Below are 24,905 nucleotides of genomic sequence, written 5' to 3'. Positions count from 1 at the left end.
GCCTGACGGGCGGGTCGGGCTGGTCGGGGTCGGGCACGGCGCCTGCTTCTCTGGGCGGTGGCGGACGGCGTGCTGCCGTGCGCGACCGGGACGGCTCGACCCTGTCTCGGCACTCGACCCGGCGGTCGAACTGGTGTTCGATCGCCTGTGGTCATGTGTATCCCGTGCCGCCGACCCGGCGCGTGCGCCGAACGGGTGGTTCCCGGCCGGTGCCTCGGTGGCGGCCGCGGGGGCCCGCCGGGGTGGCCCTGCCGCCCAGGACGACAGGTGTGCGTGTCACCCTCGTTACGTCTGGTGATCACCGGGGGAGTCGACCAGGGAATTCTTCGACTTGTGCCAACACGGGCAGTCACCGCGGCATACGATCTCGCCGTGCTTCTCGCCCCCGTGAGCAGCGAGGTCGCCTTCTGGCACGGCATGGACCGGCTGGTGGGTGACGTCGTCCTGCCGCCGTGGCCCGGCCCGCACCCCGCAGTCCTGCTCGTCCGCCCGCCGCAGGGTGGGGCCGGCCCGTGCACCTGGCAGCAGCGCCTCGCCGCAGCCGGGATCGCCAGCCTCGCCTACGACCCGCCCGGTGCGGGTCGCTCGACGGGGGACTGGCGCCGTCAGGTCGTCGGGGACCGGGCGAGCGAGGTGCTCGCCGCCCGTGAGGTGCTCGCCGCCCGCACCGACGTCGCGGCCGACGCGATCGCGCTGCTCGTCGTCGGGGAGTCCGGCTGGGCCGGGATCCGCGCCGAGGCCTTCGCCCGTGTGTTCGCCGGGCTCGTCCTGCTGTCCGTGCCCGTCCTGGAGCCGGTCGCCGTCGAGCAGTACCGGCTCGGCCGCCGCCTCGAGCGGCACGGCGTCGGCACGGACGAGATCGGCCTCGCGGTCGCCGTGCTCCGCGAGCGGTTCCGCCGGCTCGCGGACGGTGCGGACGCCGACGAGGTGCTCTACGCCGAGGCGGCCTGCCGTTCGGCGGCCTGGTACCGGCTCATGCCACAGCTCACGGCGCAGGACGTCCCGCTCTTCACGCGTCTCGTCGGCGTCGACCCGGCGCCGGAGCTCTCGGCCGTCACGTGCCCGGTGCTCGCGCTCATGGGCGCCGCCGACCTCAGCGTCCCGGTGCAGCGCAACGTCGAGGCCGTGCTGTCGGCCCTGCGCTCGGTCGGTCACACCGACCATGCCTGCGTCGTCGTCCCCGAGGCCGACCACGAGCTGCGCGGTCCCGGTCCCGAGACCGCCCCGGGGGTCCACGAGCTCGTCGTGACGTGGCTCGACCGCCGGCTGGCTCGGGCCCGTCGTGCCGCGGCCCAGGCCGCGCCGCTGCCGGTCACCCCGCTCCCCGTGGCGGTGGCACCGGCCGCCGCCGCGGCTCCCGCGCCGTCGCGGATGCCGCCGCCCCCGCCCGTGCTCGTCGGCGCGAACGGCGCTGCGAACGGCTCCCTGAACGGTTCGGCGAACGGTTCGGCGAACGGCGCCACGAACGGGCGGGCGCGCACCGCGACGAACGGTGCGTCGACGAACGGTGCGTCGGCGTACGGCGCCTCGGCGGGCCGGCTCGACGACCCGGCTGCCGGCCGCTGGAGCGGCCACGGCGACGCCGAGCCCGGCCACGGTCTCCCGTCGGGCGGGTACGTGCCGCCGGCGGACGACCTGTTCGCGCCCCGGCACGCCGAGCCCGCTGTGTCGTCCGCGCCGCAGCCCGCACCCGGCCCCGGCTGGGGCCAGGACGACGGCGACGAGATGCACCTGCCGATCACCCAGGTCATGCCGATCGTCGGGCGTCGGCCACCGGGCGTCTGACCGTCGCGGCCCGCCCCTCGGGCCGGGTCAGTGCATCGTGGCGATCTGGATGAGGTTGCCGCACGTGTCGTCGAGGACGGCGGTCGTCACCGAACCCATCGCCAGCGGCTCCTGCGTGAACCGGACGCCGAGCGCGACGAGCCGGGCGTGCTCCGCCTCGACGTCGTCGACGGCGAACTGCGTGAACGGGATGCCGTCCGCGACGAGCGCCGCCTTGTAGGCGGTCGAGGCGGGGTGCCCCTCCGGCTCGAGGAGCAGCTCGACGCCGTCCGGGTCCTGCGGCGAGACCACGGTGAGCCAGCGGTGCTCGCCGAGCGGTACCTCGGTCTTCTTCACGAAGCCGAGGACTTCGGTGTAGAAGCGCAGCGCGCGGTCCTGGTCGTCGACGCAGACGCTCGTCAGGGCGATCCTCATACCTGCTCCTGGGGTGGTGGGGGCTGCGGCCAGCGGTCGAGGAGTGCGCGCAGCGGACGGGTGTCGAGGTGGTGGAACGTGTACCGGCCCTCGCGCCGGCGGGTGACGAGCCCCGCGGCCTCGAGGACGTCGACGTGCTGGGAGACGGCCTGCCGCGACGACGTCAGTCCGTGCCGGCCCACGAGCCGGGCGCAGAGCTCGAAGAGCGTCTGGCCGTCGCGGTCGGTCAGCTCGTCGAGGATCGCCCGGCGGGTCGGGTCGGCGAGCGCCTTGAAGACGTCACCCACGGCCCGACCATAGGCAAGTAACTACTTGCATGTCAATGCACGGCCCTGCCCGTCGCGCCCGGACGGCGAAGGCCGCCGCCCCGACGGGACGACGGCCGGTCGTTCCGGTGCTCAGGCTGCGTTCTGGCCTGCCACGAGCCGGCGGGCGACGGTGACGGCCCGGGTGGCGAGGTGGTCGAGGGCCGCGTGGTCCACGTCCGTCAGCGGGTCGGAGTTCTCCGGGCCCGTGACGTGCGAGGCGCCGTACGGGTTGCCGTCGGCGAACTTCGTCGGGTCGGTGTAGCCCGGCGCGACGATGATGCCGCCCCAGTGGTGGAACGTCGTGTACATCGCGAACAGCGTCGACTCCTGGCCGCCGTGCGCCGTCATCGACGCGGTGAAGCCGGCGTAGACCTTGTCGGCGAGCAGGCCCCGCTGCCACTGCGGGCCCAGGGTGTCCATGTACTGCTTGAGCTGGGCCGCGACGTTGCCGTAGCGCGTGGGCGTCCCGAAGAGGACGGCGTCCGCCCAGACGAGGTCGTCCGCCGTGGCCTTCGGCTCGTCCTTGGTGCGGTCGAAGTGGTCGCTCCACGCCGCGTTCGAGGCGATCGCCTCCTGCGGCGCCAGCTCGGCCACCTGGCGCAGCCTCACCTCGGCGCCGGCCTTCTCGCCGGCGGCGGCGACCCGCTCGGCCATCCCGTGCAGGGTGCCGGTGGACGAGTAGTACAGGACGGCGAGCTTGACGTCGGTCATCAGGGCGCTTCCTCCGTGCTCGGGAACGGGCTGTCCCCGAGCACCGTGCCCGGCCGGCGGCGCCCCAACCCTCAGCGCGGCGTGATCTCGCCCATCTCCGACCAGCCGGACTGGCCGGGGATCTCGACGTTGATGATCTCCGGCTTCGCGGCGACCGCGTCGGGCAGTGTCGCCATCGCCGTCTTGAAGTGCTCGGACTGCACGTGGGCGACACCGGCGTCGCCGTCCGCGAAGGCCTCGACGAGCGTGTAGCGCGTCGGGTCGTCGACGTCCCGCGACCAGTCGAAGAAGAGGTTGCCGGGCTCGGCCCGCGTCGCCTCCGTGAACGGCCCGACGATCGACAGCCACTCGTCGGCGAGCTCGGGACGGATCTGCCAGCGCACCACGATGAAAATCATGCGCCGATCGTCGCTGCTCCGGGCGGGTGAGGCAAGGGCTCGTGGAAATACTTAGCAAGACTAATGAGTTAGGCTAAGCATCATGGAGACCGTCGTGCCGCGCCCCGGCAAGCAGCAGTGCCGCCCCGCGGGGCTGGCCGCGGAGCTGCGCCCGGCGCTCATGCGCACCGTCCGCAGGATCCGCGCCGAGAAGGCGGACGCCGACCTCACCGAGTCGCAGTACTCCGTGCTCGCGCTGCTCGACCGGGAGGGGCCGCAGAGCCCCCGCGCGCTCGCCGCCTACGAGCGGGTGCAGCCGCCGTCGATGACCCGCACGGTCGCGGCGCTCGCCGACCTCGGGCTGGTGACGCGCAGCGAGCACCCGGACGACGGCCGCCAGGTCGTCGTCGCCCTCACCGCCGCGGGCACCGCCACCATCCGCGAGACCCGCCGCCGGCGGGACGCCTGGCTCGCCCGGCGCCTCGCCGAGCTCACCCCCGCCGAGCGCGAGACGCTCGCCGCCGCCAGCGAGATCCTGAGGAGGATCGCCGCCTCGTGAGTCCCACGTTCCGTTCGCTCAGCATCCCGAACTACCGGATCTGGGCCGCCGGCGCCATCGTGTCGAACACCGGCACGTGGATGCAGCGCGTCGCCCAGGACTGGCTCGTCCTCACCGTCCTCACCGAGAACTCCGGGGTCGCCGTCGGCATCACGACCGGCCTGCAGTTCGCCCCCGCGCTGCTGCTCGCGCCGGTCGCGGGCGCCGTCGCGGACCGGCTCGACCGCCGCCGTGTGCTCATGGCGACGCAGACGGCGTCCGGCCTGCTCGCGCTCGTGCTCGGCCTGCTCGTCGTCACCGGGACCGCGCAGCTGTGGATGGTCTACGCGCTCGCGTTCGGCCTCGGGCTGGTCGCGGCGATCGACGCCCCGGCCCGGCAGGCGTTCGTGTCGGAGATGGTCCCCGTCGAGGTCCTGCCGAACGCCGTCGGCCTCAACAGCGCGTCCTTCCACGCCGGTCGGCTCATCGGCCCCGGCGTCGCGGGCCTGCTCATCCACTGGCTCGGTACCGGGCCGGTGTTCCTCATCAACGCCGCGACCTTCGGTGCCGTCCTGCTGTCGCTGACCCGGATGCGTGTCGCCGACCTGCGCCGTCCGACCCGGAGCGCGCGCGGCAAGGGCGCCGTCCGGGAGGGGCTGCGGTACGTCCGCGGCCGGCGGGACATCCTGCTCATCCTCGTCGTCGTCGGCATGGTGGGGACGTTCGGTCTGAACTTCCAGCTGACGACGGCGCTCATGGCCCGGCTCGTGTTCGACAAGGGCGCGGGGGAGTACGGCCTGCTCGGCAGCATCATGGCGATCGGCTCGCTCGGCGGTGCCCTGCTCGCCGCCCGCCGCGAGCACCCGCGGCTGCGCCTCGTGCTCGGCGCGGCGATGGCCTTCGGCGTCTTCGCCCTCGTCGCCTCGGTGATGCCGACGTACACGCTCTTCGCGATCGCCCTGGTCCCCGTCGGGCTGGCGTCGCTGACCCTCATGACCGCCGCGAACTCCACCGTGCAGATGACGACGCCCCCGCACATGCGCGGTCGCGTCATGGCGCTCTACATGGCGGTGTTCATGGGCGGCACCCCGATCGGCTCGCCGATCATCGGCTGGGTCGGCGAGACCTTCGGTGCCCGCTGGACGATCGCCCTCGGCGGCATCGTCACCCTCGTCACGGCGCTGCTCTGCGTCGCCTGGCTCATGCTCGCCCGCGGCGTGCACGTCCGCTACGACCGGCACGCGAACCCGCACCTCGTCGTCACCGAGGACGTCGCGCCCGCCGCGCCGGCCGGCCGAGAGGCCGAGGCACGAGAGCGCGAGACCGCGCGGGAGCGGGTCGCCGCCGACCAGACCCGCGACAGCGCCTCCGCCGCCTGACCGCCGTCCGCCCCGAGGGGACCGGACGTCGTCCCGACGCTTTGCTCTGCCCTCACCTGTGAGGGTGCCGCGCGAACCGGGCGGATGCCGTCCCCCATGGTTTGCTCTGCCATCAGCAGCGAGCCAGACCCGACGAGCCGCCGACCACACCGCATACAGAAGTGGCCTTCTCGCGGCACGACCGGCCGAGAAGGCCACTTCTGCATGCGTTGTGGCGTGCGCCGGCCCCGGTGGCCCGGCCGTTGGCTCGCTCGTGATGGCAGAGCAAGCGGGCGGGCCGGCCGTGGAGGCCAGGGTGCGCGACGGTGTCGGCCACGGGTCACCGCGCCACAGCTTCGGCGTTGCTCCGCGACCCGCCGGTCAGGTCGCGGCGTGTCCCCGGGCAACGACGAAACTGTGGCGCGCTCGGTGGCTCGCTCCTGATGGCAGAGCAAGCGCCGGCGACCGCCGTCGGAACAGTTCCGCCTTCGCGACGTCGCCACCCTCACAACTGAGGGCAGAGCAAACAGGGCGGCGCGGGACCCGGACCAGGTGGACGACGCCGCGGATCGCCCGGCGGTTCTCGCAGCTACTCGCTGACCCGGATCGCGATCTTGCCGCGCGTGTGGCCGTCCATGCTCAGCCGGAACGCGTCGGCGACCTCGTCGAGGCCGAAGGTGCGGGCCACGGGGACGCTGAGGTGGCCGCCGTCCGCGAGGTCGGCGAGGGCCGCGAGGCCGGGGCCGTCGGGGCGGACCCAGACGTACCGGCCACCGGCCTCGGCGACCGAGCCGTCGGCGATGCTCGCGTGCCGGCCGCCGTCGCGCAGGACGGCCGTCGTCACGTCGAGGACGCCGCCGACGAGGTCGACGACCGCGTCGACACCGGCGGGGGCCAGGGCCCGCACCCGGTCGACGACACCGTCGCCGTACGCGACCGGCTCGGCGCCGAGCGAGGCGACGAAGTCGTGGTTGGCGGGTGAGGCCGTCCCGATGACCCGGGCGCCGAGCGCGCGGGCGACCTGGACGGCGAGCGCGCCGACGCCACCGGCGGCCGCGTGCACGAGCACCGTGTCGCCGTCTGTGAGGCCGACGGCGGCGAGCGCCCGCTGGGCGGTGAGCCCGGCGAGCGGCAGGCCCGCGGCGGCGTCCCAGTCGAGCGACTTCGGCTTGTAGGCGATCGCCCGGACGGGCACCGTGACGAGCTCGGCGAACGTGCCGCCGTGGACGACGTCCTTGCGGGCGTACGCGACGACCTCGTCGCCGGGGGAGACCTCAGGGGTGTCGAAGCCGACCCGCTCGACGACGCCCGCGACGTCCCAGCCGGGCACGACGGGGAAGGTCGCGTCCATGACCGGGTCGAGGCCGCCGGACATGACCTTCCAGTCCACGGGGTTGACCGAGGCGCTCCGGACCCGGACGAGGACCTCGCCGGGGCCGACCTTGGGGTCGGGCAGCTCCCCGGTCCGCAGGACCTCGGGGCCGCCGTACTCGCTGTAGAAGGTTGCTCTCACACCCGCCAGCATGCGTCCGGACGGCGGCCCGCGCAGATCCACTCCGCCCGGCCGAGCGGCGCACGGTCACAGCCCGAGCCGGTCCGCGAAGAGCTGGTACCCGACGAACGCGACGACGTCGAGCAGCGTGTGCGCGACGACGAGCGGCATGACCCGCTTGCGGCGCACGAACCACAGCCCGAAGACGACGCCCATGACCGCGTTGCCGACGAACGGGCCGAAGCCCTGGTAGAGGTGGTACGAACCGCGCAGGACGGCGCTGCAGCCGACGACGGCCCAGACCGTCCAGCCGCGCTCGCGCAGCCGCGTCACGAGGTAGCCGACGACGACCACCTCCTCGAGGACGGCGTTCTTCACGGCCTGCAGGACGAGCACCGGCACCGCCCACCAGTACGGCGCGAGCCCGGACGCGACGACCTGCGCCGTGATGCCGAGCTCGCGGCCGACGACGTAGAGCGCCAGGCCCGGCAGCCCGATGACGGCGGCGAGGACGGCACCCTCCGCGAGGTCGCGCCACGGCCGGCGGACGTCGAACCCGATCAGCCGGAACGCGTTGCGGCCGCCCTCGGCGAGCAGCCAGAGCGCGAGCGCGACCGGGACGAGGGTGAACACGACGTCCGCGAGCTGGTAGACGAGGTCGAGGTAGGGCCGCACGCTGCGCGAGGCGTTGAGCGTGGCGGTCTGCTGGGCGAGCGGGCGACCGGCGGTGAGCTTGGCGGCGAGGCTGATGACCGAGTAGGCCGCGGACTGGCCGAGCGAGAGCCCGAGGACGATCCACACCTCCGCGGTTGCCCGCCGCCGGGCCCGCTTCGTGGCAGAGTCCTCCTCCGGCGTCCCGGGCGGGGCGGTCCGGTCGGCTGCCGTCGGTGCCGGTCCGGTCGGGCGCTCGCTCATGGCGCCATTGTGCGCAGGACCCCTGAGAACAGCCTGAGGGGGAGGAACGGCAGGATGGTCCCGGACGGCCAAGGGGGTGGCGTGGAACGACCGGACGACGCACGGCAGGTGGCCGCTGCGCGCCCGCCGCGGCGGTGGGTGCGGCGATGGGCCGGGCCGGTCGCGCTGACCGTCGTCGGGCTGCTCGCGCTCGCCGGTGGCGCGGTCGTCGTCGTCCGGACGGTGGCCGGCCCGGCCGCGGCGTCGTCGGTCCCTGCACCCGCGAGCACCGCCGTCCCCGCCCCGTCCGCGTCGTGGTCGACGACGNCGTAGACGTTCGACAGCGTCAGCCGCAGGGCCGAGCCGCCGACGCTCGTGTGCACGCGCATCCGCGCCGTCCGTCGCCCCCGTCGTCGACGTGCCCTGGGTCCGGACGTGGCAGTCGGTCCCGCAGCCCGCCCGCGCGGGGACGGTCGCCGCGCGCGGTCTCGCGTCCCGGACGGCGCGGATGCGCGTGCACACGAGCGTCGGCGGCTCGGCCCTGCGGCTGACGCTGTCGAACGTCTACGGCAGCCGCCCGCTCGTCGTCACCGCCGCGACCGTCGCGCTGCCCGCGCAGGAGGCGGGGTCGCTCCCGACGGCCCGCCCGGGCACCGTGCGGCCGCTGACCTTCGCGGGCCGGGCGGACGTCGAGGTGCCCGCCCGCGGCACCGCCGTCTCGGACGCCCTCACGTTCGACGTCCCCGCCCACGCGGACCTGCTCGTCTCGCTCGCCTTCGGCAGCACCCCGGTGCCGCTCACCGGCCACCTGTGGGCGATGTCGACGACATGGCTGTCGGTGCCGGGGGACCGCACCGCCGACACCGACGGGTTCGCCTTCACCCGGCCGGTCGACTCGGGCTTCGTCGCGACGGCGATCGACGTCGTCCCCGTGGGCCGGCGCGCGCTGCCGACCGTCGTCGCGTTCGGCGACTCGATCACCGACGGGATCGGGTCCACCGTCGACGCCGACCGGCGGTGGCCCGACCTGCTCGCCGCCCGGCTGCCCGGCGTCGCCGTCGTCAACGCCGGCATCGGCGCCAACCAGGTCACGGCCGACTCGCGCAAGGGCGGCCAGGCCGCGCTGCGCCGCTTCGGCCGCGACGCGCTCGGCGTGCCGGACCCGGACGCCGTCGTCCTCCTCGAGGGCATCAACGACATCCAGACAGGCGCCCGGGCGGGCACCGTGACGGCCGGCCTCGCGACGCTCGCCGACCGGGCCCGGGCCCGCGGCGTGCGGGTCGTGCTCGCGACGGTCACGCCGTACGGCGGACGCCGCGCCTACTCCGTCAAGGGTGAGCGCACGCGCCAGGCGGTCAACACCTGGATCCGCACCCGGGCGGTGCAGGACGGGCACGCGGACGTCGTCGTCGACCTCGACGCGGTGCTGCGCGACCCGGCCGACCGCACCCGGCTGGCGCGGGCGTACGACTGCGGTGACCACATCCACCCGAACGACGCCGGCTACGCGGTCGTCGCGGCGGCCGTCGAGCCGGCGCTGCGCGCCGTCCTGCCGCTCCACGAGGAGCCGGTCGTGACGCCGACCGTGACGGCGACCCGGACGCAGGCCCTGACGCCGACCGGGACACCGACCCCGACGCCCTGACCGCCCGCCGGTTACGCGGGCAGCCGCGCGTCGAGCACGGGAGTCCGGACGGCGGCGACGGCGGGGACGGCGGGGACCCGGCGGCTGCCCCCGGCCCGGTCGGCTCGGTACCCGGCGAGCCAGGCGCGCAGCTGGTCGACGGGCATCGGCCGGGCCAGCCCGAAGCCCTGGACGACGTGGCAGCCCAGGCCGGCCAGCCGCTCCCACGTCGTGTCGTCCTCGACGCCCTCGGCGACCGTCGCCAGGCCGAGGTTGCGCGCGAGGTCGACGATGCTGCGCGCGATGACGAGGTCGGCGCCGGCGTCCGCGGCCCGCTCGCCCGCTGCGAGGAACGACTTGTCGATCTTGACCTCGTCGACGGGCAGCCGCCGCAGGTACGACAGCGACGAGTAGCCGGTGCCGAAGTCGTCGACGGACAGCCGGACGCCGATGTCCCGCAACGAGTCCAGGAGCGCGACGGCGTGCTCGGGGTCGGCGATCATCGAGTCCTCGGTGATCTCCAGGGTCAGCGCGCTCGCCGGGACGCCGTGCCGCTCCAGGGCCGACGTCACCGTCGGGACGAGCCACTGCGCGACGAGCGTGCGCGCCGACAGGTTCACCGACACAGCGAGGTCGTGGCCGTCCGCGCGGTACAGCGCCGCGGCCTCCACGGCCCGGTCGAGGACGACCTCCGTGAGGTCGAGCATGAGCCCGTGCCGGTCGGCGAGCGCGAGGAAGTCGCCCGGCCCGAGCAGCCCGCGGACCGGGTGCGCCCAGCGGACGAGGGCCTCCGCGCCGAGGACCCGGCCGGTGCCGGCGTCCGCCTGCGGCTGCAGGTGCGCGAGCACCTGACCGGCACCGGGCTCGCCGCGCAGCGCGCGGCGCAGCTCGGCGAGCGTTGCCATCGACTCCCGCCCGGCCGGGGTGGTGCCCGCAGCGGTGCGCTCCGACGGCGCACCGGCCGGCGACCCGGACGGCGATCCCGACCACGGCCGGCGCTCCGGGTTGACCGCGACCCGGCTCACGACCCCGCGGGCCTGCGCCTTCGCCTGGGCCAGTGCGAGGTCGGCGGTGCCGAGCAGCGAGCGGGGGTCGTCGAGGTCGGTGCGCGCGACGGCGATCCCGACCGAGGCCCGCGCCTGCACCTCCACGCCGTCGATGACGAGCGGCGTCGCCGCGGCGGCGCGGATCCGGTCGGCGAGAGACTCTGCACGGTCCGCGGGCAGCACCCCGGTGAGCAGGACGGCGAACTCGTCGCCGGCCGAGCGCGCGACCTGGGCGCCGAGCGGCAGGGCGGCGAGGACGGCGTCCGCGACGTGCTGCAGGAGCAGGTCGCCGCTGCGGTGGCCGAGGGCGGCGTTGACGTCCCGGAAGCCGTCGATCCCGAGCACGAGGGCCGCGACGTCGCAGCCGGTGCGGGCGCGCTCCGCGAGCGCGTGCTCGATGCCGTCCTGCAGGCCCCGGCGGTTCGGCAGCCCGGTGAGGGTGTCGTGGGAGGCCTCGTGCCGCAGCCGCTCGACGAGCAGCGCGTTCTCCAGGGCGAGGCAGTGGCTGCGCCCCAGGGACGCGAGCGCGGCGGCGTCCAGATGGCCGAAGCCGTTGCCCGGGAACGGCTTACGGGCGACGAGGACGGCGTGGACCCGACCGTCGCGGTGCAGCGGGGACGCGACGACGTGCTCCGCACGGCTCCTGCCGCCGGCCTCGAGCACCGGGTGTCCCGCGGCCAGGGCGGCGCGCGCCGCGGCCGGGACGTCCTCGAGGTCCACGAGGACGACACGGGCCGGCCCGCCGCGGCCCACCCGGCCGACGTGCGCCCAGGGGGCACCCGGGACCGGGGTCTCGACGACCGCCTCGAGGGCGGCGCCCGGGACGAGGGCCTCGGCCGCCTCGAGGAGCAGCCGCGCGGTCCGGGTCACCGAGCGGTCGCCGAAGCCTTCCTCGCTCATGGGTCCCAGCGTGACCGGCGGGCACCGTGCGCACCACGGTCGCGGGCCGACGTCACCCGGCCCGGGGTACCGCGCCCCGGACGGCGCAACGCGGTCCGCCCCCGGTCGCCGTCCGGTGCGCACGCGCACGGCGGGGCGGCCACCGGGCGGCGGCCGCCGTCACCCGTCCGGCCCTGGCGTGCCGACCCGCTGCGCCCGTCGTCCGCCGGAAGTGCCTGGCCGACAGCAGATTGCTTTGAGTAATCGTGTAGTCACTCAAACGTCATGTCCCTCGATGTCGAAGGGGTCGACCGGATTGCGCTTCGGGCGAATCGAGCGGTTTCTCACGGGCTGACGCCGCACAGGGAGCCGCTTGACGCCGATTTATGCCGAGCGCCTCTGGACGCCGGATGGGTTTGGGTGAAGGGTTTGGGGTCTCGACACCGCTCGACCCTGCGTCGGTGCATCGTCGTGTGTCCGTCACGGCCGACGGCAGCCCTCCGTCGGCCCGCAAGGGAGTTCCAGAAGGGGGGCCCGGCAGTGTCGATCGGTCGGTTCCTGATCATCGGGTTCCTCGTGGTGAGCGCCCTCGTGTACATCGCCGTCATCGGCATGTGCCGCGCGGCGAGCAAGGCGGACCGGGACCAGAAGAAGCCCGCCCCGCCGTCCGAGGACGTGCTCCTCTACATGGACGGCACCGTGCTGCGCGGCTGGACGCCGCCGCACGGCGTCTCCGGCCTGCGCGGGGTCCCGACGCCGCGGTACGGCATCCCGGTGCCGAGCGGCGCCGACGCCGTCGCTGACGAGGAACGCCGCGAGGGCGACGCCGGCTGAGCCGTCGCTCCTGTTCTCCGGTCGTGGCCGGGTCCCTGCGGGGGCCCGGCCACGACTGCGTCCGGGCGGGGCGCGGTCAGACGGGCAGGGCCGTCGTGTACTTGACGGTCTTCATGGAGATGAGGCTGCGCAGCGACGCGACCCCGGGCACCTCGCCGAGCCGCTCACGGAAGAACCGTTGGTACGCCTCGAGATCGGCGACCGCGACGGCGAGGAGGTAGTCGGACTCGCCGGCCATGAGGTAGCACTCGAGCACCTCGGGCAGGGCCGAGACCGCCCGCTCGAACTCCTCGAGGGTCTCCTGGCGCTGCGACGTGAGGCTCACCATGACGTGGACGTACATGCCGCGGTCGACCTGCTCCCGGTCGAGCACCGCCATGTAGCCGCGGATGTAGCCGCGCTCCTCGAGGCTCTTGACCCGGCGCAGGCACGGGGATGGGGACAGTCGCACCCGCTCGGCGAGCTCGACGTTGCTGATCCGGCCGTCCGCCTGGAGCTCGCGAAGGATCTGCCGATCGGTCGAGTCGAGCCCGGCGACACCGTTGTCCGCCATTTCCTGCCTCCCTCGCGGAGCGTGCAGGGCACATCCTGCCACGCGGCAACGCGCCGGGAGCACAACTTGGCATCGCCTGTCTGTCGATGAGGGCTACCTTTCTGTGAGACGGGTCACCGCCGCGCACGGTGGGTGATCATCCCCGACAGCAACCCCGACAGCAGGAAAGGTGAGCTCCCGTGAAGGTCGGCATCCCCCGCGAGGTCAAGAACCACGAGTACCGGGTCGCCATCACCCCGGCCGGTGTCCACGAGCTCACCCGCCACGGCCACGAGGTCTTCGTCGAGACGGACGCCGGTGTCGGCTCCTCCATCACGAACGCCGACTACGTCGCCGCGGGCGCGACGATCCTGCCGACGGCGGACGACGTCTGGGCGACCGGTGACCTGATCCTCAAGGTCAAGGAGCCCGTCGCGTCGGAGTACGCCCGGATGCGCGAGGGCCAGACCCTCTTCACGTACCTGCACCTCGCGGCCGACAAGGCCCTCACCGAGGAGCTCGTCGCGCGCAAGGTCACGGGCATCGCCTACGAGACCGTCGAGCTCGCCGACCGGTCGCTGCCGCTGCTCGCCCCGATGTCCGAGGTCGCGGGCCGGCTCGCCCCGCAGGTCGGCGCGCACACCCTCATGCGCGCCCAGGGCGGCCGCGGCGTCCTCATGGGAGGCGTCCCCGGCGTCTACGCCGCGAAGGTCGTCGTCATCGGCGCCGGCGTCGCCGGCCAGAACGCGGCCGCGATCGCGCTCGGGATGCAGGCCGAGGTGCTCCTGCTCGACCGCAACGTCGCGCGGCTGCGCCAGATGGACGCCATCTACCAGGGCCACTGCCAGACGATCGCCTCGAACGCCTACGAGGTCGAGAGGGCCGTCCTCGACGCCGACATGGTCATCGGCGCCGTCCTCGTGCCGGGCGCCAAGGCCCCGACCCTCGTGAGCAACGAGCTCGTCAGCCGGATGAAGCCGGGCAGCGTCCTCGTCGACATCTCGATCGACCAGGGCGGCTGCTTCGAGGACTCGCACGCGACGACGCACGCGGACCCGACGTACACCGTGCACAACTCGGTCTTCTACTGCGTCGCGAACATGCCGGGCGCCGTCCCGAACACGAGCACGTACGCGCTGACGAACGTCACGCTCCCGTACGCCGTCGAGCTCGCGAACAAGGGCTGGAAGCAGGCCCTGCGCGACGACGCGGCGCTCGCGAAGGGGCTCAACACGTTCGACGGCCAGGTGACCAACGCACCGGTCGCCGAGGCCCTCGCGATGCCGCACACCGACCTGGCCGCCGTCCTGGCCTGAGATCCGCGCACCGCGGACGGGGCGGTCCCCCGGGCGCACCGGCGACGGTGCGTCCGGCGGGGCCGCCCCGTTGCTGCGTCCGGGTGCGGGCGCTGCGGCGTCCGGGTGAACGAGGACGCGGAACGCTGCGGACCGCTCACCCTCCGCCTAGGTTTCTCAGGACCGGCAACGGCCCGGTCCGTACGCCGGCCGTCGGGGGGCCGGCGTCCGGTCGGCGGGGGTTCCCGGTCGTGAGGCTGCGGGGGGACGTCAAGGCGGCCCTAAGACACGCCGTGCGGGACGTCCCGGGCTTCAGGGATCCGGCGGGGAGGTCGAAGATCGGGCCATGAGCACCGCGCCGGGGTCGCGTCCGTCCGTCCTCACGTGGCGGCAGCCGATGCTGCGCCGCCGGGTCGTCCTGCTCGTCGCCGCGTTCCTCGCCCTCGTGGGCGCCGTCGCACTCGTGCCGCCGCCGTCGGCGCAGGCGGCGGTCCCGTGGGCGGACCTGCCCGCGCACCTCGACCACATCGGCGCGTCGACCCAGGTCGTCGTCGTGACGTCCTCGTCGTGGAGCACGACGTACGCCACGCTGCGCGCGTACGAGAAGAAGAACGGCACGTGGCGGCTCGTCATGGGGCCGTGGAAGGCGCGGGTCGGGTACTCGGGGATGACGCCGGCGTCCGAGCGGGTCCAGGGCGACGGGACGACCCCCGCGGGCACGTTCCGGATGACCTCGGCGTTCGGCATCCAGCCCGACCCGGGCACCGACCTGCCGTACTGGCGGATCCGTTCGCGTGACCAGTGGTGGGTCGGCGACCGGAAGAGCGCCCACTACAACGAGCCGCGCTGGGGCCGGGACGGCGGCTTCCGGCGGACGACGACCGGCATCGACGGCTCCGAGCGCCTCGCCGACTACCCGACGCAGTACGCCTACGCGGCGGTCATCGACTTCAACCGGCCCGACCCGGTCGTCGGCCGCGGCTCGGGGATCTTCCTGCACGTCAACGGCCGCGGCTCCACCGCCGGCTGCGTGAGCCTGACCCGGGCGAACGTCGTCAAGGTCCTGCGCTGGCTCGACCCGGCGAAGCGGCCGCGGATCACGATCGCGCCGGCCTCGGTCGTCACGAAGTACTGACCGAGGCGGACGTGCGCCGCCACGACCACCACGGTCACCACGGTCACCAGCACCGTCGCCTGCGTCCCCGCTGCCGGCTGAGCGCTGGTCCGGCGCCGCAGGCGCGGGTGCGAGAATCTCCGGGTGCCCGAGGACCTCACCACCGCGCTCGCCGCGTTGCGACCGCTGCTCCTCGACACCGGCACCCTCGTCCGCGGCCTCGCGGCGGGCCGCCGGCGCGGCGCCGAACCCGCGTTCGCCCGGGCCGAGCTCCGGCCCGTGGACCTCAAGGCCGGGCGCCGGCTGCAGGTCGTGACGACCGACGGCCGCACCCCGGCGACGCACAACCACGCCCCGGGCCCGGACGCCGAGAGCGCCGTCGACGCCCTGCTCGCCGAGCCGTTCGGCAACTGGCACGTCGAGACGACGGACCAGGTCGTCCAGCTCCGGGTGACGAAGAAGGGCGAGGCCCAGGTCCACACCTCGCGCACCTCGCGCCGGGACGTCGAGCCGTCCTCCTCGCCTGCCCTGCGGTCGCACGACCGCCCCAAGGAGCGCCTCCTCGACCCCGCCGACCCGCTCTTCGGCGCGCTGGGGGCCGAGGCCGACAAGCGCCGTCAGGTCGACGCGTTCCTGCGGCTGCTCGCCCCGGTCGTCGGCCGCGCCGTCGCCCGGGCCCGGGAGGCCGGCCGCCCGCTGCACGTCGTCGACCTCGGCTGCGGCAACGCCTACCTGACGTTCGCCGCGCACCGCTGGCTCGCCGCCCACCCGGACGTCGCCGAGGTCGGTGTGCGCACCGTCGGCGTCGACGTCCGCGACGACATGGTCGCCCGGAACACCCGGCTCGCGACCGACCTCGGCATGGCCGGGCTGTCCTTCGTCACGGGCACGATCGCCGACGCCCGGGTGGAGGACGACGTCGACGTCGTCCTCGCCCTCCACGCCTGCGACACCGCGACCGACGAGGCGCTCGCCCGGGCCGTCCGGTGGGCCGCTCCGGTCGTGCTCGCCGCGCCGTGCTGCCACCACGACGTCCAGCGCCAGGTCACGGCCGCGCAGGCGGACGGCGTCCTGCCGCCGCACCCGTACACGGCGCTGACCCGGCACGGCATCCTCCGGGAGCGGTTCGCCGACGTCCTCACCGACGCCGTCCGTGCGGACCTGCTGCGCCTGCTCGGCTACCGGGTCGACGTCGTCGAGTTCGTCGACTCCCGGCACACCCCGCGCAACGCCCTCGTGCGCGCCGAGCGGACGGGGGCCCGGCCCGACGACGCCCGGCGCCGCGAGTACCTCGACCTCGTCGGTGCCTGGCACCTCGAGCCGGCGCTCGCGACGATGCTCGCCGACGAGGTCGCCCGCGCGCTCGGGGACGCCGCGTGACCCGCCGTGCGGGCCGCCGCCTGCGCGCCGTCGCCGGCCTCGGGACCGCCTGCGCCGCAACGGCTCTGCTCGTGCTCCCGGCCGCAGGCGCCGCCGGTGCGACGACGTCCCCGACGGCCACCCCGACGGCGACCCCCTCGCCGGATCGGCCCGAGCGGGTCGTCGACCGCACCGTCGAGGACCCCCGGATCAACGAGTCCTCGGGCCTGCTCGTGAGCGGCCGGCTCCCCGGCGTGTACTGGACCTTCAACGACTCCGGCGGCAAGGCGGTGCTCTACGGCATCGGCCGGCAGGGCACGACCGTCGCGACGCTCGAGATCGACGGGGCCGGCTCCAAGGACTGGGAGGCCGCCACCGCGGTCCGCGACGCTGGCGGCCGGCCGGCCCTCGCCGTCGCCGACATCGGCGACAACGCCGGGGACCGGCGCACGGTGAAGATCTACGTCGTCCGGGAGCCGTCGGCGCCCGGGACGACGCGCTCCGACCCGGTCCGGACGATCACGCTGACGTACCCCGACCAGCCGACCGACGCCGAGGCGGTCTTCGCCGATCCGGCGACCGGGCGGCTCCACGTCGTGACCAAGGGGCTGCTCGGCGGTCGCCTGTACGCCGTCCCGGAGCAGGCCTGGCCGGGCCGGGACGCGCCCGCGAAGCAGAAGGTCTCGGCGACGCTCGAGTACCTCGCCGACGTGCCGCTCGGCATGGTGACGGACGGCGTCGCGCTGCCCGACGGGCGGGTGGCCCTGCGGACGTACGGCGAGCTCGCGATCATGCCGCCGGTCGCGACCCTCGCCGGGGACGCGACCTGGACGCCGCTCGCGACGACGCTCCTGCCGCGCCAGGGGCAGGGCGAGGGCCTCGGTGTGCTGCCGGACGGCGACTTCGTGCTGAGCACCGAGGGCGTCGGCAAGCCGGTCCTGCGCTTCACCGCCCCGCAGGCCGTCGCGGACGCCCGCCCGCCGACCCCGAGCCCGTCGGCGGGCGCCGCGAGCGCGACCGGCGGTACCGGGGACGGCACGCGGGGCGCCGGCGACGGGCCGTCCGCGTCCGGGGTCGCCGCCCTCGGCGCGGTCGGTGTCACGGCGCTGCTCGCGGTCGCCGCGTCGGTGGCCGTCACCCGGCGCCGCCGGGCCTGACCGCAGCGGCGGGCGGTTGCGCTCGCGGCGGCGGGGCGGGAGGGTGACGCAGATGATCGACAGTCGGACGGCGACCGGCGCGGGTGCCGGACGCCGTCGCCGCGGGGCGCCCGCGGTCGCCGGGCTGCTCGTCCTGCTCGCCCTCGTCTCCGGCGGCCTCACGTTCGGCCTGTACCGCGTGCTCGCCCGCGAGGCCCTCGTCGACTACGACGCCCTCGCGTCCGACGGCGTCCGTGTCGCGGGCACCGTCGTCCGGGCCGAGCCCGCGTCCGGGGTCGTCCCGGGGCTGGGCCCGTCGGGCACCGTCGTCTACCGGTTCGCCGCGGGCACGTCGGTCTTCGAGGGGCGTGGCGGGTCCGGGCCGCCGAACCCGGCCCCGGAGGACCTCGCGCCGGGCGCCGCCGTCCAGGTCGTCTACGAGCGCCGCGACCCGACCCGGTCGTGCCTGTGCGACCCCGCGGCGCAGGCCGCCGCGACCCGCCGCGCGATGGTCGTCGCCGCGCTCGGCACCGCGCTCGTGGTCCCGACGATCGGGGCCGCCGCCACGGTGCTCGTCGGGCGCGGCCGGCGCCGCGGCCCCGGCCGGCCGTGAGGCAGGATCGGCCCGTGACCACGACCTCGTTCGACCACGTCATCCTCGCCGCCGACCCCGACGGCCTCACGGCCACGGCCGAGCGCGTCGCCGCGGCCCTGGGCGCGACCGCCCGGCCGGGCGGCGTCCACACGACGTACGGCACCCGCAACGCGATCGTCCCGCTCGCGGCCGGCTACCTCGAGGTCGTCGCCGTCGAGACCCCGGAGGTGGCCGCGGCGTCGCCGTTCGGCAGCGTCGTCGCCCGCCGGTGCGCGGACGGCGGCGGCTGGGTCGGGTGGGCCGTCGCCGTCGAGGACGCCGACGAGGTGGGCCGCCGGCTCGGTGCGGTCCCCGTGGTCGGTGGCCGGGAGCGGCCGGACGGCGTCCGGCTGGGCTGGGCCCAGGTCGGCGTCGAGGTCCTCTCCGACCGGCCCTGGCTGCCGTTCTTCCTGCGCTGGGACGTCCCCGGCGACCTGCACCCGGCCGCGGGCGGCCCGGCCGGGGTCGAGGTCGCCGGGCTCGCGGCCGGCGCCGGGCCCGGCACGGACGGTGCGGCGGGTCTGGCCGCCTGGCTCGACGGTGTGCCGCCGGTCGTCGTCCGGTGGGTGCCGGCCAGCACGCCGGGACTGCACGCGGTGACGTTCCGGACGCCGTCCGGCGAGGTCGTGATCGAGCGCTGAGCGCGCCCTGGACGTCCCCGGACTAGACGGCTGCGCCGGCCGGGCGGCGGCCCGCGGTGAGCAGCAGCACGAAGACGGTGACGGCGAGCACCGGGACGACGAGGAACGCCGTGTGGGTGCTCGTCGCGTCGGCGAGCGCCCCGAGCACGAACGGCACGAAGGCGGCGAAGACCCCGACGCCGAGCGAGATGATCCCGGTCGCGCGGTCGCCCTGGGGGCCGACGGCGGCGTAGACGAGCGACACCCCGAGCGGGTACTGGCCGGCGATCCCGACCCCGGTGACGACGAGCCCGACGAGCGCGACCGGCGGCGAGGTCGTCGTCCAGGTGATGAGCCAGCCGACGAGGACGACGACGAGCGAGCCGAGGAGCAGCCCGCGGGACGACATCCGCAGCGCGAGCCGGCCGAGGACGAGCCGGGCCGCGGTCATCCCGACGACGATCGCCGTCACGGCGCCCGAGGCGGCGGCGGTGCTCATCCCGGTGCGCAGGTGGAGCAGGTCCGCCGCCCACGCCGTGTTCGCGAACTCGATCCCGACGCCGACGACGAGGGCGCCGGTGAGCAGCCAGAACCGGCGGCCCAGCGGCGCCTTGCCGCCGACCGGCTGCGGGTGCGTCGCGGCGTCGACGGCGGCGGTGCCGCGCGGGATCCGGGAGACCCGCCACAGTGTGAGGGCCGCGAGCGGCAGGACGACGAGCGCGGCCGGCCGCCAGGTGAGCCCGAGGGCCACCCCCGCCCCGACGACGAGCGGGGCGACGATGCCGACGCCCGACCCGAGCGCGTTGCCCTCGCTGATCGCCGTCGCGGCGGCCGGGCCGTGGTGGTCGGACAGGCTCGGGTTCGCGGCGTTGAGCAGGATCGAGCCGCCGGTGCCCGCGACGAGGATCGCGGGGAGCGTGACGAGCGGGCTGCCGCCGACGACGAGCAGGACGATCCCGACGGCGACGAGGGCCAGGCCCAGCCGGGCGGCGCCGCGGCGGCGGACCCGGTCGACGATGCGGACCGTGAGCAGGCCCGCGACGACCGCTCCCATCGACATGACGAAGCTGTGCAGGCCCATGACGGTGCGGTTCGTGCCCTGCTCCTCGCGCAGGAGCGGCAGGATGCCGCCCCAGGCGTAGAGGAAGAAGCCCCACGTCGCGAGGGCCGAGTAGGCGGCCCAGGTGACCTGGTCGCGGACGAGCCGCGCGGGGGCCGCCTCGGCGAGCGGGGCGGCGGGTTCGACGCCGGACGCGGGCGGGCCGGCGGGGTCGTCAGGTGTCGTGTGCGTGGTGTGCCGACCTTCTCGTGGAACGGGTCACGGGCAGCGGGACCCCTTGCACGAGAAGGGGTCCCGCTGCCCGCGGGGGACGTGCGTCAGCCGAGCTGCTCGACGACGAAGTCGACGCAGCGGGTGAGCGCCTCGACGTCGGCCGGCTCGACGGCGGGGAACATCGCGACGCGCAGCTGGTTGCGGCCGAGCTTGCGGTAGGGCTCGACGTCGACGACGCCGTTGGCGCGCAGCACCTTCGCGACGGCGGCGGCGTCCACCGCGTCGGAGAAGTCGACCGTGCCGACGACCTGGCTGCGGGCGGCGGGGTCGGCGACGTACGGCGACGTGTACGCCGTCCGCTCGGCCCAGCCGTACAGCCGCGACGAGGAGTCCTTCGTGCGGGCCGCGGCCCAGTCCAGACCGCCCTGCGCGTTGAGCCACTCGACCTGGTTCGCGAGCATCGCGAGCGTCGCGACGGCCGGGGTGTTGTACGTCTGGTCCTTGCGCGAGTTGTCGATCGCCGTCGTGAGGTCGAGGAAGTCGGGGATCCAGCGGCCCGAGCCCTTGATCTCCTCGACCCGCGCGAGCGCGGCCGGCGACATGACCGCGAGCCAGAGGCCGCCGTCCGAGGCGAAGGACTTCTGCGGCGCGAAGTAGTAGGCGTCCGCCTGGCTCACGTCGACCGGAAGGCCGCCCGCGCCGGACGTCGCGTCGACGAGCACGAGCGCGTCGTCGTCCGCCCCCGCGACCCGCTGCACCGGCGCCATGACACCCGTGCTCGTCTCGTTGTGGGCCCACGCGTAGACGTCGACGCCGGCCTCGGCGGACGGCGAGGGCAGGGTGCCGGGGTCGCCCTTGACGACCGTCGGCTCGCCGAGGAACGGCGCGTTCTTCGTCACCGTCGCGAACTTGCTGGAGAACTCGCCGAACGCGAGGTGCTGCGCGCGGTCCCGGACGAGGTTGAACGCGGCGATGTCCCAGAAGCATGTCGAGCCGCCGTTGCCGAGGACGACCTCGTAGCCCTCGGGGAGCGCGAAGAACGTCGAGAGGCCCTCGCGGACGCGCTTGACGAGGTCCTTGACCGGCTTCTGCCGGTGGGACGTCCCGAGCACCGTGCGACCGATGGAGGCGAGGTACTCGACCTGCTCGGCGCGGACCTTGCTCGGGCCGGAGCCGAAGCGGCCGTCGGCGGGCAGGAGGTCCGCGGGGATCGTGATGGCGCTGACGTCGGTCGTGGTGGTCACGGGGCTGCCTTCGCTGCGCGGCCCGGACGGCGCACGCGCCGGTGGCACGCAGGTCCGGACCTGGTCTGGATGGGCGGGAGGCGGCGCTGCCCCCTCGGACCAGTGTTCCGCACCCCCGGCCAAGATCGGCGCCGCGACCGGATGGCGGACGTCACGTCCCGGAAACGCGCGGGTCACAGCCCGAGCGCGGCCGTCCGGGTGCGGAGCTCCTCGGCCGGGACGACGCCCGCCCGGCCGAGCTCGTCGGCGAGCCGCAGCCAGGCGACCTCGAGCGGGGCGCGCAGCCCGGCGAGCGCCTCGTCGTAGGGCAGCTGGACGTCCCAGAGCAGACCGTCGACGAGGCGCAGCGCCGCGGCCCGGTCGGCGGGGTCGCCGGCGGCGAGCCGGTGGAACTCGTGCAGGTCCACGGACCAGTCCTCGCCCGGCGCGAGCGACCACACGTCGCCGTCGCGGCGGACCAGGTCGTCGGCGGGCTCGAGCAGCCGGCGCAGCCGGTGCAGCGCCGACTTGAGCCGGCCCCGGGACGCCGCCGGGTCGGCGTCCGGCCACAGCATGTCGGCGAGCTGCTCGGTCGACACCGGCCGGTCGAGCGCCGCGAGGACGGCGATGATCCGGGCGAGCGCCGGCGGCAGCCGTCGGGTCTGGCCGGCGACGACGACGTCCGCGACCGGGGTGAGCAGCCGCAGCCGGTGCGGTGCCGTGCCCGGCTGCGCCGTGCCGGGCTGCGCTGTGCCGGGCTGCGCTGTGCCGGGCTGTGCTGCGCCGGGCTGTGCTGCGATGGGCTGTGCGGCGCCGGCAGGTGCTGCACCGTGCGGTGCTGCCGGGGCGTCCGCGGCGCGGGGTGCGGCGGCCGCGACGGGGCGGGCGAGGTCCTCCCAGCGCCGCTCCCAGGCGGAGCGCTCGGCCCGGTCGGCGGGCAGCAGCCGGTCGGCGCGGGAGAGCAGGTGGTCGGCGAGGGCGGGGTGGCCGGTCGCGCGGGCGGTGAGGGCGCTGCGCAGGGCGAGCCCGGCGGCCATCCGGCTCGTCCCCGACGCGACGAGCGCGTCGAACGCGGCGTCGAGCCGGCCGGTGACTTCGCCCGCCGAGGGCACGGCGCCCGGGCCGCCCCGGTGCGCCGCGGCGAGCAGCGCGAGGCGGCAGCGCATCACCTCGCGCTCGTGCTCCTCGTGCGGCATGAAGGGCGGCAGCGCCTCCACCCGGCCCGACCACTCGGTGGCGTCGTCGAGGCGCCCCGCGTCGAGGAGGTGGTGCGCGCTGATCATGAGCACGCCGCCGATGACGACGGGGTAGTCCCGGCGGACGGTGTCCGCGACCTCGGCGAGCCGGCGGACGGCGGCGTCGGCGGCCGCCTCGTCCGGGCTCTCGGCGAGGGCCCGGATCGCGTCGAGATGGGTCGTCACGACGAGCGGGAACGCCGGTGCGTCGGCCTCCTCGCGCAGCAGCGCGGCGAGCTCCTCGCGGACGGCGGCGGCGTCCCCGACGCTGTCGGCCATGAGCGCGACGACGCACCGGGCCCAGGAGACCTCCGGGGAGCCGAGCGCGGCGAGCTGGTCGCGGGCCTCGGTGACCGCCGGCCGGTCGCCCGGGGTCGTCGCCCACGTCGCCGCCACCCGCAGGCCGTGGAACATGACGATCGTCAGCAGCCGGTCGGTGGCCCGGCCGGCGCGGCGGAAGTCCTCGAGGCAGGCGCGGTAGTCGGCGGCCGCCTCGTCGGTCTGGCCCGGTGCGAGCAGGATCTTGGCCCACAGCAGCACCCGGCGCAGCCGGGCCCGGGCGACGAGGACGGCCGGGCGTTGCAGCGGCTCCGTCGGCAGCCGGTCGAGGTGCTGCGCGGCGAGGAAGACCCCGCTCGGGTCGCCGTGCAGGAGCAGGTGCTCGGCGAGGGCCACCGCGGCGAGCCCTGCGAGCCCGGTGTCGCCGTCCCGCTCGGCCTCCTCGACGAGGTCCTGGAGGACGCCGGTGTCGGCGGTGCCCCGGCTCACGAGGGCGTCCGCGTGGGCGACCCGGGCCGCGAGCGAGCGCTCGGCGGGCGGCAGCGCCTCGACGGCGGCCACGAGGACGGCGTGCTCGTGCCGGACGGCGAGCCCGGCCAGCGCCTCGTCGACGAGCGCGGCGGCCCGGGCGGCGAGACCGGCGGACACCAGCGAGCGGGCCGCCCCGGGCAGGTCGCCGGAGTCGGCGAGCGCGCCTGCGCGTCGGACCGCCTCGGCCGTCGGTGCGTGATCCACGGGCCCCCCGGGCAGAAGTGGACGGGCGCTGCGGTCGGCAGGCCCCGGGCCCGGTGCGAGGCGGCGCCCCGGTTCCCCGATGATCGTACGGTCCCGCCCCGTCACGACGGCAGCGTGCGGGGGCCGCCGGGCCTGCTCCGGGGCCAAGTGCGCATCCGTCGTGCGCGAAAGCCGACGCTGCGTCGTCCGGCCCTCGACCGAGGGCTACCGACGGGTCCGGCGGACGGTTCGGCGGACGGGTTCGGCGGACGGGTCCGGCGGAGGGTCAGCAGACCTCGGTGAGGTCCTGCGCACCGGCCGGGCCGGCGCCCGGAGGCGTCGTCGCGGCGCTGTCGGGCCCGGCCGTCGGCACCGTCCCCGCGGCGAGCGCGGCGGCCACCGCGGCGCGTGAGCCGGCGGTGTCCGGGCTGCCGTCGTCGAGGACGGGCAGGTCGAGGGTGAGGCTGCGGACCCGGGCGTCCCGGACCCGGTCGAGCAGGCCGACCCAGGCGGGCAGGTCCCGCAGGTCCACCGTCGTCGACACGTGGTCGCGCAGGGCCGTGAGGAGCTGCGGCCCGCGGACGAGCACGACCGTCGGGTCGACCTGGTCCGCGAGCGCGCCGAGGAGGCAGCGCTGCCGCCGCATCCGGTCGTAGTCGTCGCTGTCGAAGCGGGACCGGGCGAACCAGAGCGCGCCGCGTCCGTCGAGCCGCTGCCGCCCGGCCGGGAGGTACTCGGTGGGCTTCTCGAGCACCCCGCCGCCCGAGCGGCGGGCCCCGCCCACGGGCAGCTGCCGCGGCACGGTGACCTCGACCCCGCCCATCGCGTCGACGAGCTGCTCGAAACCGGTCATGTCGAGGGTCACCGTCGCCTCGACCTGCTGGCCGGTGAGCTCCTCGACCTGGCCGCGGACCGGCACCGTGGCGGCGTCGTAGGCGATGCGCCAGCGGCCGGTGACGTCCCGGGTGCCGAACCGGTTGCGCGGGACGCCGACGAGCAGCGTCTCGCCGGTTCGGGTGTCGATGCTCGCGAGGACCGCGGTGTCGACGTCGGCGCCGGTGCGGCCGTCGGCACGGTCCGTACCGAGCAGGAGCACGTCGACCCGGGCGGCGTCGCCCCACGGCGCGGGCCGGGACGACGGTGCCGTCGCGGCCGGTGCCGGGACGCCCAGCACACCGGGGAGGAAGGACCACGGCACGAACGCGACGGCCGCCGCGGCGGCCGTCGCGTT

22 protein-coding genes and 1 pseudogene are annotated in these 24,905 nt (G+C 75.6%); 11 read left to right on the top strand and 12 right to left on the bottom strand.

The genetic code is table 11. The annotated features are described in order from the left end of the window. The first annotated feature begins 372 nt into the window (after positions 1-372). On the top strand, positions 373-1,785 hold the full coding sequence (locus ECOMGDLI_RS14030; RefSeq protein WP_088317446.1) for a S9 family peptidase: 1,413 nt from the start codon (positions 373-375) through the stop codon (positions 1,783-1,785). A 27-nt stretch (positions 1,786-1,812) separates the two neighbouring features. Here ECOMGDLI_RS14030 and ECOMGDLI_RS14025 read toward each other — a convergent pair whose 3' ends face one another. The 4 genes from ECOMGDLI_RS14025 to ECOMGDLI_RS14010 all read right to left on the bottom strand — a co-directional run bounded on the left by ECOMGDLI_RS14025 (position 1,813) and on the right by ECOMGDLI_RS14010 (position 3,616). Then, entirely contained in the window at positions 1,813-2,199 is a 387-nt protein-coding gene (locus ECOMGDLI_RS14025) for a VOC family protein (protein WP_088317445.1), read from the bottom strand. Next, positions 2,196-2,486 carry a helix-turn-helix transcriptional regulator gene (locus ECOMGDLI_RS14020; RefSeq protein WP_088317444.1) on the bottom strand — a complete coding sequence of 97 codons (291 nt, stop codon included), beginning with the start codon at positions 2,484-2,486 and terminating at the stop codon, positions 2,196-2,198. Before ECOMGDLI_RS14020 ends, ECOMGDLI_RS14025 begins: the two co-directional genes overlap by 4 nt. Before the next feature lie 111 nt (positions 2,487-2,597). Continuing rightward, positions 2,598-3,218 (bottom strand): NAD(P)H:quinone oxidoreductase, encoded by a 621-nt coding sequence (wrbA, locus tag ECOMGDLI_RS14015; protein ID WP_088317443.1) that lies wholly within the window; start codon positions 3,216-3,218, stop codon positions 2,598-2,600. Between the two features lie 71 nt (positions 3,219-3,289). Continuing rightward, on the bottom strand, positions 3,290-3,616 hold the full coding sequence (locus tag ECOMGDLI_RS14010) for a putative quinol monooxygenase (protein WP_088317442.1): 327 nt from the start codon (positions 3,614-3,616) through the stop codon (positions 3,290-3,292). A gap of 82 nt (positions 3,617-3,698) precedes the next feature. On the opposite strand from ECOMGDLI_RS14010, the gene ECOMGDLI_RS14005 reads away from it, so the two are divergent. After that, complete coding sequence (locus tag ECOMGDLI_RS14005; RefSeq protein WP_088317441.1) at positions 3,699-4,154, top strand: MarR family winged helix-turn-helix transcriptional regulator; 456 nt, start codon at positions 3,699-3,701, stop codon at positions 4,152-4,154. After that, a complete protein-coding gene (locus ECOMGDLI_RS14000; protein ID WP_088317440.1) occupies positions 4,151-5,512 on the top strand; it encodes an MFS transporter in 1,362 nt (453 codons plus the stop codon). The genes ECOMGDLI_RS14005 and ECOMGDLI_RS14000 overlap by 4 nt, the downstream gene beginning before the upstream one ends. 568 nt (positions 5,513-6,080) lie before the next feature. On the opposite strand, the gene ECOMGDLI_RS13995 is transcribed toward ECOMGDLI_RS14000, so the two are convergent. Beyond that, a complete protein-coding gene (locus ECOMGDLI_RS13995; protein WP_198954845.1) occupies positions 6,081-7,004 on the bottom strand; it encodes an NADP-dependent oxidoreductase in 924 nt (307 codons plus the stop codon). 66 nt (positions 7,005-7,070) lie between these two features. Continuing rightward, complete coding sequence (locus tag ECOMGDLI_RS13990; protein WP_088317438.1) at positions 7,071-7,898, bottom strand: CPBP family intramembrane glutamic endopeptidase; 828 nt, start codon at positions 7,896-7,898, stop codon at positions 7,071-7,073. A gap of 397 nt (positions 7,899-8,295) precedes the next feature. On the opposite strand from ECOMGDLI_RS13990, the gene ECOMGDLI_RS13980 reads away from it, so the two are divergent. Continuing rightward, positions 8,296-9,522 carry a GDSL-type esterase/lipase family protein gene (locus ECOMGDLI_RS13980; RefSeq protein WP_088317436.1) on the top strand — a complete coding sequence of 409 codons (1,227 nt, stop codon included), beginning with the start codon at positions 8,296-8,298 and terminating at the stop codon, positions 9,520-9,522. A gap of 11 nt (positions 9,523-9,533) precedes the next feature. Here ECOMGDLI_RS13980 and ECOMGDLI_RS13975 read toward each other — a convergent pair whose 3' ends face one another. Continuing rightward, on the bottom strand, positions 9,534-11,447 hold the full coding sequence (locus ECOMGDLI_RS13975) for a bifunctional diguanylate cyclase/phosphodiesterase (RefSeq protein ID WP_088317435.1): 1,914 nt from the start codon (positions 11,445-11,447) through the stop codon (positions 9,534-9,536). A gap of 519 nt (positions 11,448-11,966) precedes the next feature. On the opposite strand from ECOMGDLI_RS13975, the gene ECOMGDLI_RS13970 reads away from it, so the two are divergent. Next, the gene (locus tag ECOMGDLI_RS13970) at positions 11,967-12,260 is read left to right on the top strand and encodes a hypothetical protein (RefSeq protein WP_088317434.1); all 294 of its coding nucleotides are present in this window, start codon (positions 11,967-11,969) and stop codon (positions 12,258-12,260) included. Between the two features lie 76 nt (positions 12,261-12,336). Here the strand turns inward: ECOMGDLI_RS13970 and ECOMGDLI_RS13965 are convergent, their stop codons facing one another. Continuing rightward, positions 12,337-12,813: an Lrp/AsnC family transcriptional regulator gene (locus ECOMGDLI_RS13965; protein ID WP_088317433.1), complete on the bottom strand. Its 477-nt coding sequence runs from the start codon at positions 12,811-12,813 to the stop codon at positions 12,337-12,339. Between the two features lie 179 nt (positions 12,814-12,992). On the opposite strand from ECOMGDLI_RS13965, the gene ald reads away from it, so the two are divergent. The 6 genes from ald to ECOMGDLI_RS13935 all read left to right on the top strand — a co-directional run bounded on the left by ald (position 12,993) and on the right by ECOMGDLI_RS13935 (position 18,971). After that, the gene (gene ald, locus ECOMGDLI_RS13960) at positions 12,993-14,108 is read left to right on the top strand and encodes an alanine dehydrogenase (protein WP_088317432.1); all 1,116 of its coding nucleotides are present in this window, start codon (positions 12,993-12,995) and stop codon (positions 14,106-14,108) included. 325 nt (positions 14,109-14,433) lie between these two features. Further along, the gene (locus ECOMGDLI_RS13955) at positions 14,434-15,222 is read left to right on the top strand and encodes a L,D-transpeptidase (RefSeq protein ID WP_198954844.1); all 789 of its coding nucleotides are present in this window, start codon (positions 14,434-14,436) and stop codon (positions 15,220-15,222) included. A gap of 123 nt (positions 15,223-15,345) precedes the next feature. Beyond that, positions 15,346-16,581: an SAM-dependent methyltransferase gene (locus ECOMGDLI_RS13950; protein ID WP_088317431.1), complete on the top strand. Its 1,236-nt coding sequence runs from the start codon at positions 15,346-15,348 to the stop codon at positions 16,579-16,581. After that, positions 16,578-17,717, top strand: a complete 1,140-nt coding sequence (locus tag ECOMGDLI_RS13945; RefSeq protein ID WP_088317430.1) for a hypothetical protein — start codon at positions 16,578-16,580, stop codon at positions 17,715-17,717. The genes ECOMGDLI_RS13950 and ECOMGDLI_RS13945 overlap by 4 nt, the downstream gene beginning before the upstream one ends. 52 nt (positions 17,718-17,769) lie before the next feature. After that, on the top strand, positions 17,770-18,309 hold the full coding sequence (locus ECOMGDLI_RS13940) for a DUF3592 domain-containing protein (protein WP_143447703.1): 540 nt from the start codon (positions 17,770-17,772) through the stop codon (positions 18,307-18,309). Between the two features lie 14 nt (positions 18,310-18,323). Further along, complete coding sequence (locus ECOMGDLI_RS13935; RefSeq protein ID WP_158221000.1) at positions 18,324-18,971, top strand: VOC family protein; 648 nt, start codon at positions 18,324-18,326, stop codon at positions 18,969-18,971. 22 nt (positions 18,972-18,993) lie between these two features. Here the strand turns inward: ECOMGDLI_RS13935 and ECOMGDLI_RS36445 are convergent. The 4 genes and pseudogenes from ECOMGDLI_RS36445 to ECOMGDLI_RS13915 all read right to left on the bottom strand — a co-directional run. Beyond that, positions 18,994-20,181: pseudogene (locus ECOMGDLI_RS36445) on the bottom strand (sugar MFS transporter); the annotation flags it as partial. 146 nt (positions 20,182-20,327) lie between these two features. Beyond that, positions 20,328-21,467 (bottom strand): phosphoserine transaminase, encoded by a 1,140-nt coding sequence (gene serC / locus ECOMGDLI_RS13925; protein WP_088317426.1) that lies wholly within the window; start codon positions 21,465-21,467, stop codon positions 20,328-20,330. 173 nt (positions 21,468-21,640) lie between these two features. Beyond that, positions 21,641-23,695 (bottom strand): hypothetical protein, encoded by a 2,055-nt coding sequence (locus tag ECOMGDLI_RS13920; RefSeq protein ID WP_088317425.1) that lies wholly within the window; start codon positions 23,693-23,695, stop codon positions 21,641-21,643. 265 nt (positions 23,696-23,960) lie between these two features. Then, a partial coding sequence (locus tag ECOMGDLI_RS13915) for an LCP family protein (protein ID WP_143447702.1) occupies positions 23,961-24,905 on the bottom strand: 945 nt, incomplete at its 5' end.

Source organism: Kineosporia sp. R_H_3, from assembly GCF_002198675.1.
GTDB lineage: Bacteria > Actinomycetota > Actinomycetes > Actinomycetales > Kineosporiaceae > R-H-3.
The sequence above is the reverse complement of the archived record's forward strand: the minus strand, read 5'-3'. Positions and strand labels throughout refer to the sequence as shown.

Bases quoted from the DNA above. Each gene is read 5' to 3' on its own strand.
- ECOMGDLI_RS13940 (WP_143447703.1), top strand. From the start codon at position 17,770: ATGATCGACAGTCGGACGGCGACCGGCGCGGGTGCCGGACGCCGTCGC.
- wrbA (WP_088317443.1), bottom strand. From the start codon at position 3,218: ATGACCGACGTCAAGCTCGCCGTCCTGTACTACTCGTCCACCGGCACC.
- ECOMGDLI_RS13975 (WP_088317435.1), bottom strand. From the start codon at position 11,447: ATGAGCGAGGAAGGCTTCGGCGACCGCTCGGTGACCCGGACCGCGCGG.
- ECOMGDLI_RS13955 (WP_198954844.1), top strand. From the start codon at position 14,434: ATGAGCACCGCGCCGGGGTCGCGTCCGTCCGTCCTCACGTGGCGGCAG.
- ECOMGDLI_RS14005 (WP_088317441.1), top strand. From the start codon at position 3,699: ATGGAGACCGTCGTGCCGCGCCCCGGCAAGCAGCAGTGCCGCCCCGCG.
- ECOMGDLI_RS13965 (WP_088317433.1), bottom strand. From the start codon at position 12,813: ATGGCGGACAACGGTGTCGCCGGGCTCGACTCGACCGATCGGCAGATC.
- ECOMGDLI_RS14010 (WP_088317442.1), bottom strand. From the start codon at position 3,616: ATGATTTTCATCGTGGTGCGCTGGCAGATCCGTCCCGAGCTCGCCGAC.
- ECOMGDLI_RS13990 (WP_088317438.1), bottom strand. From the start codon at position 7,898: ATGAGCGAGCGCCCGACCGGACCGGCACCGACGGCAGCCGACCGGACC.
- ECOMGDLI_RS14025 (WP_088317445.1), bottom strand. From the start codon at position 2,199: ATGAGGATCGCCCTGACGAGCGTCTGCGTCGACGACCAGGACCGCGCG.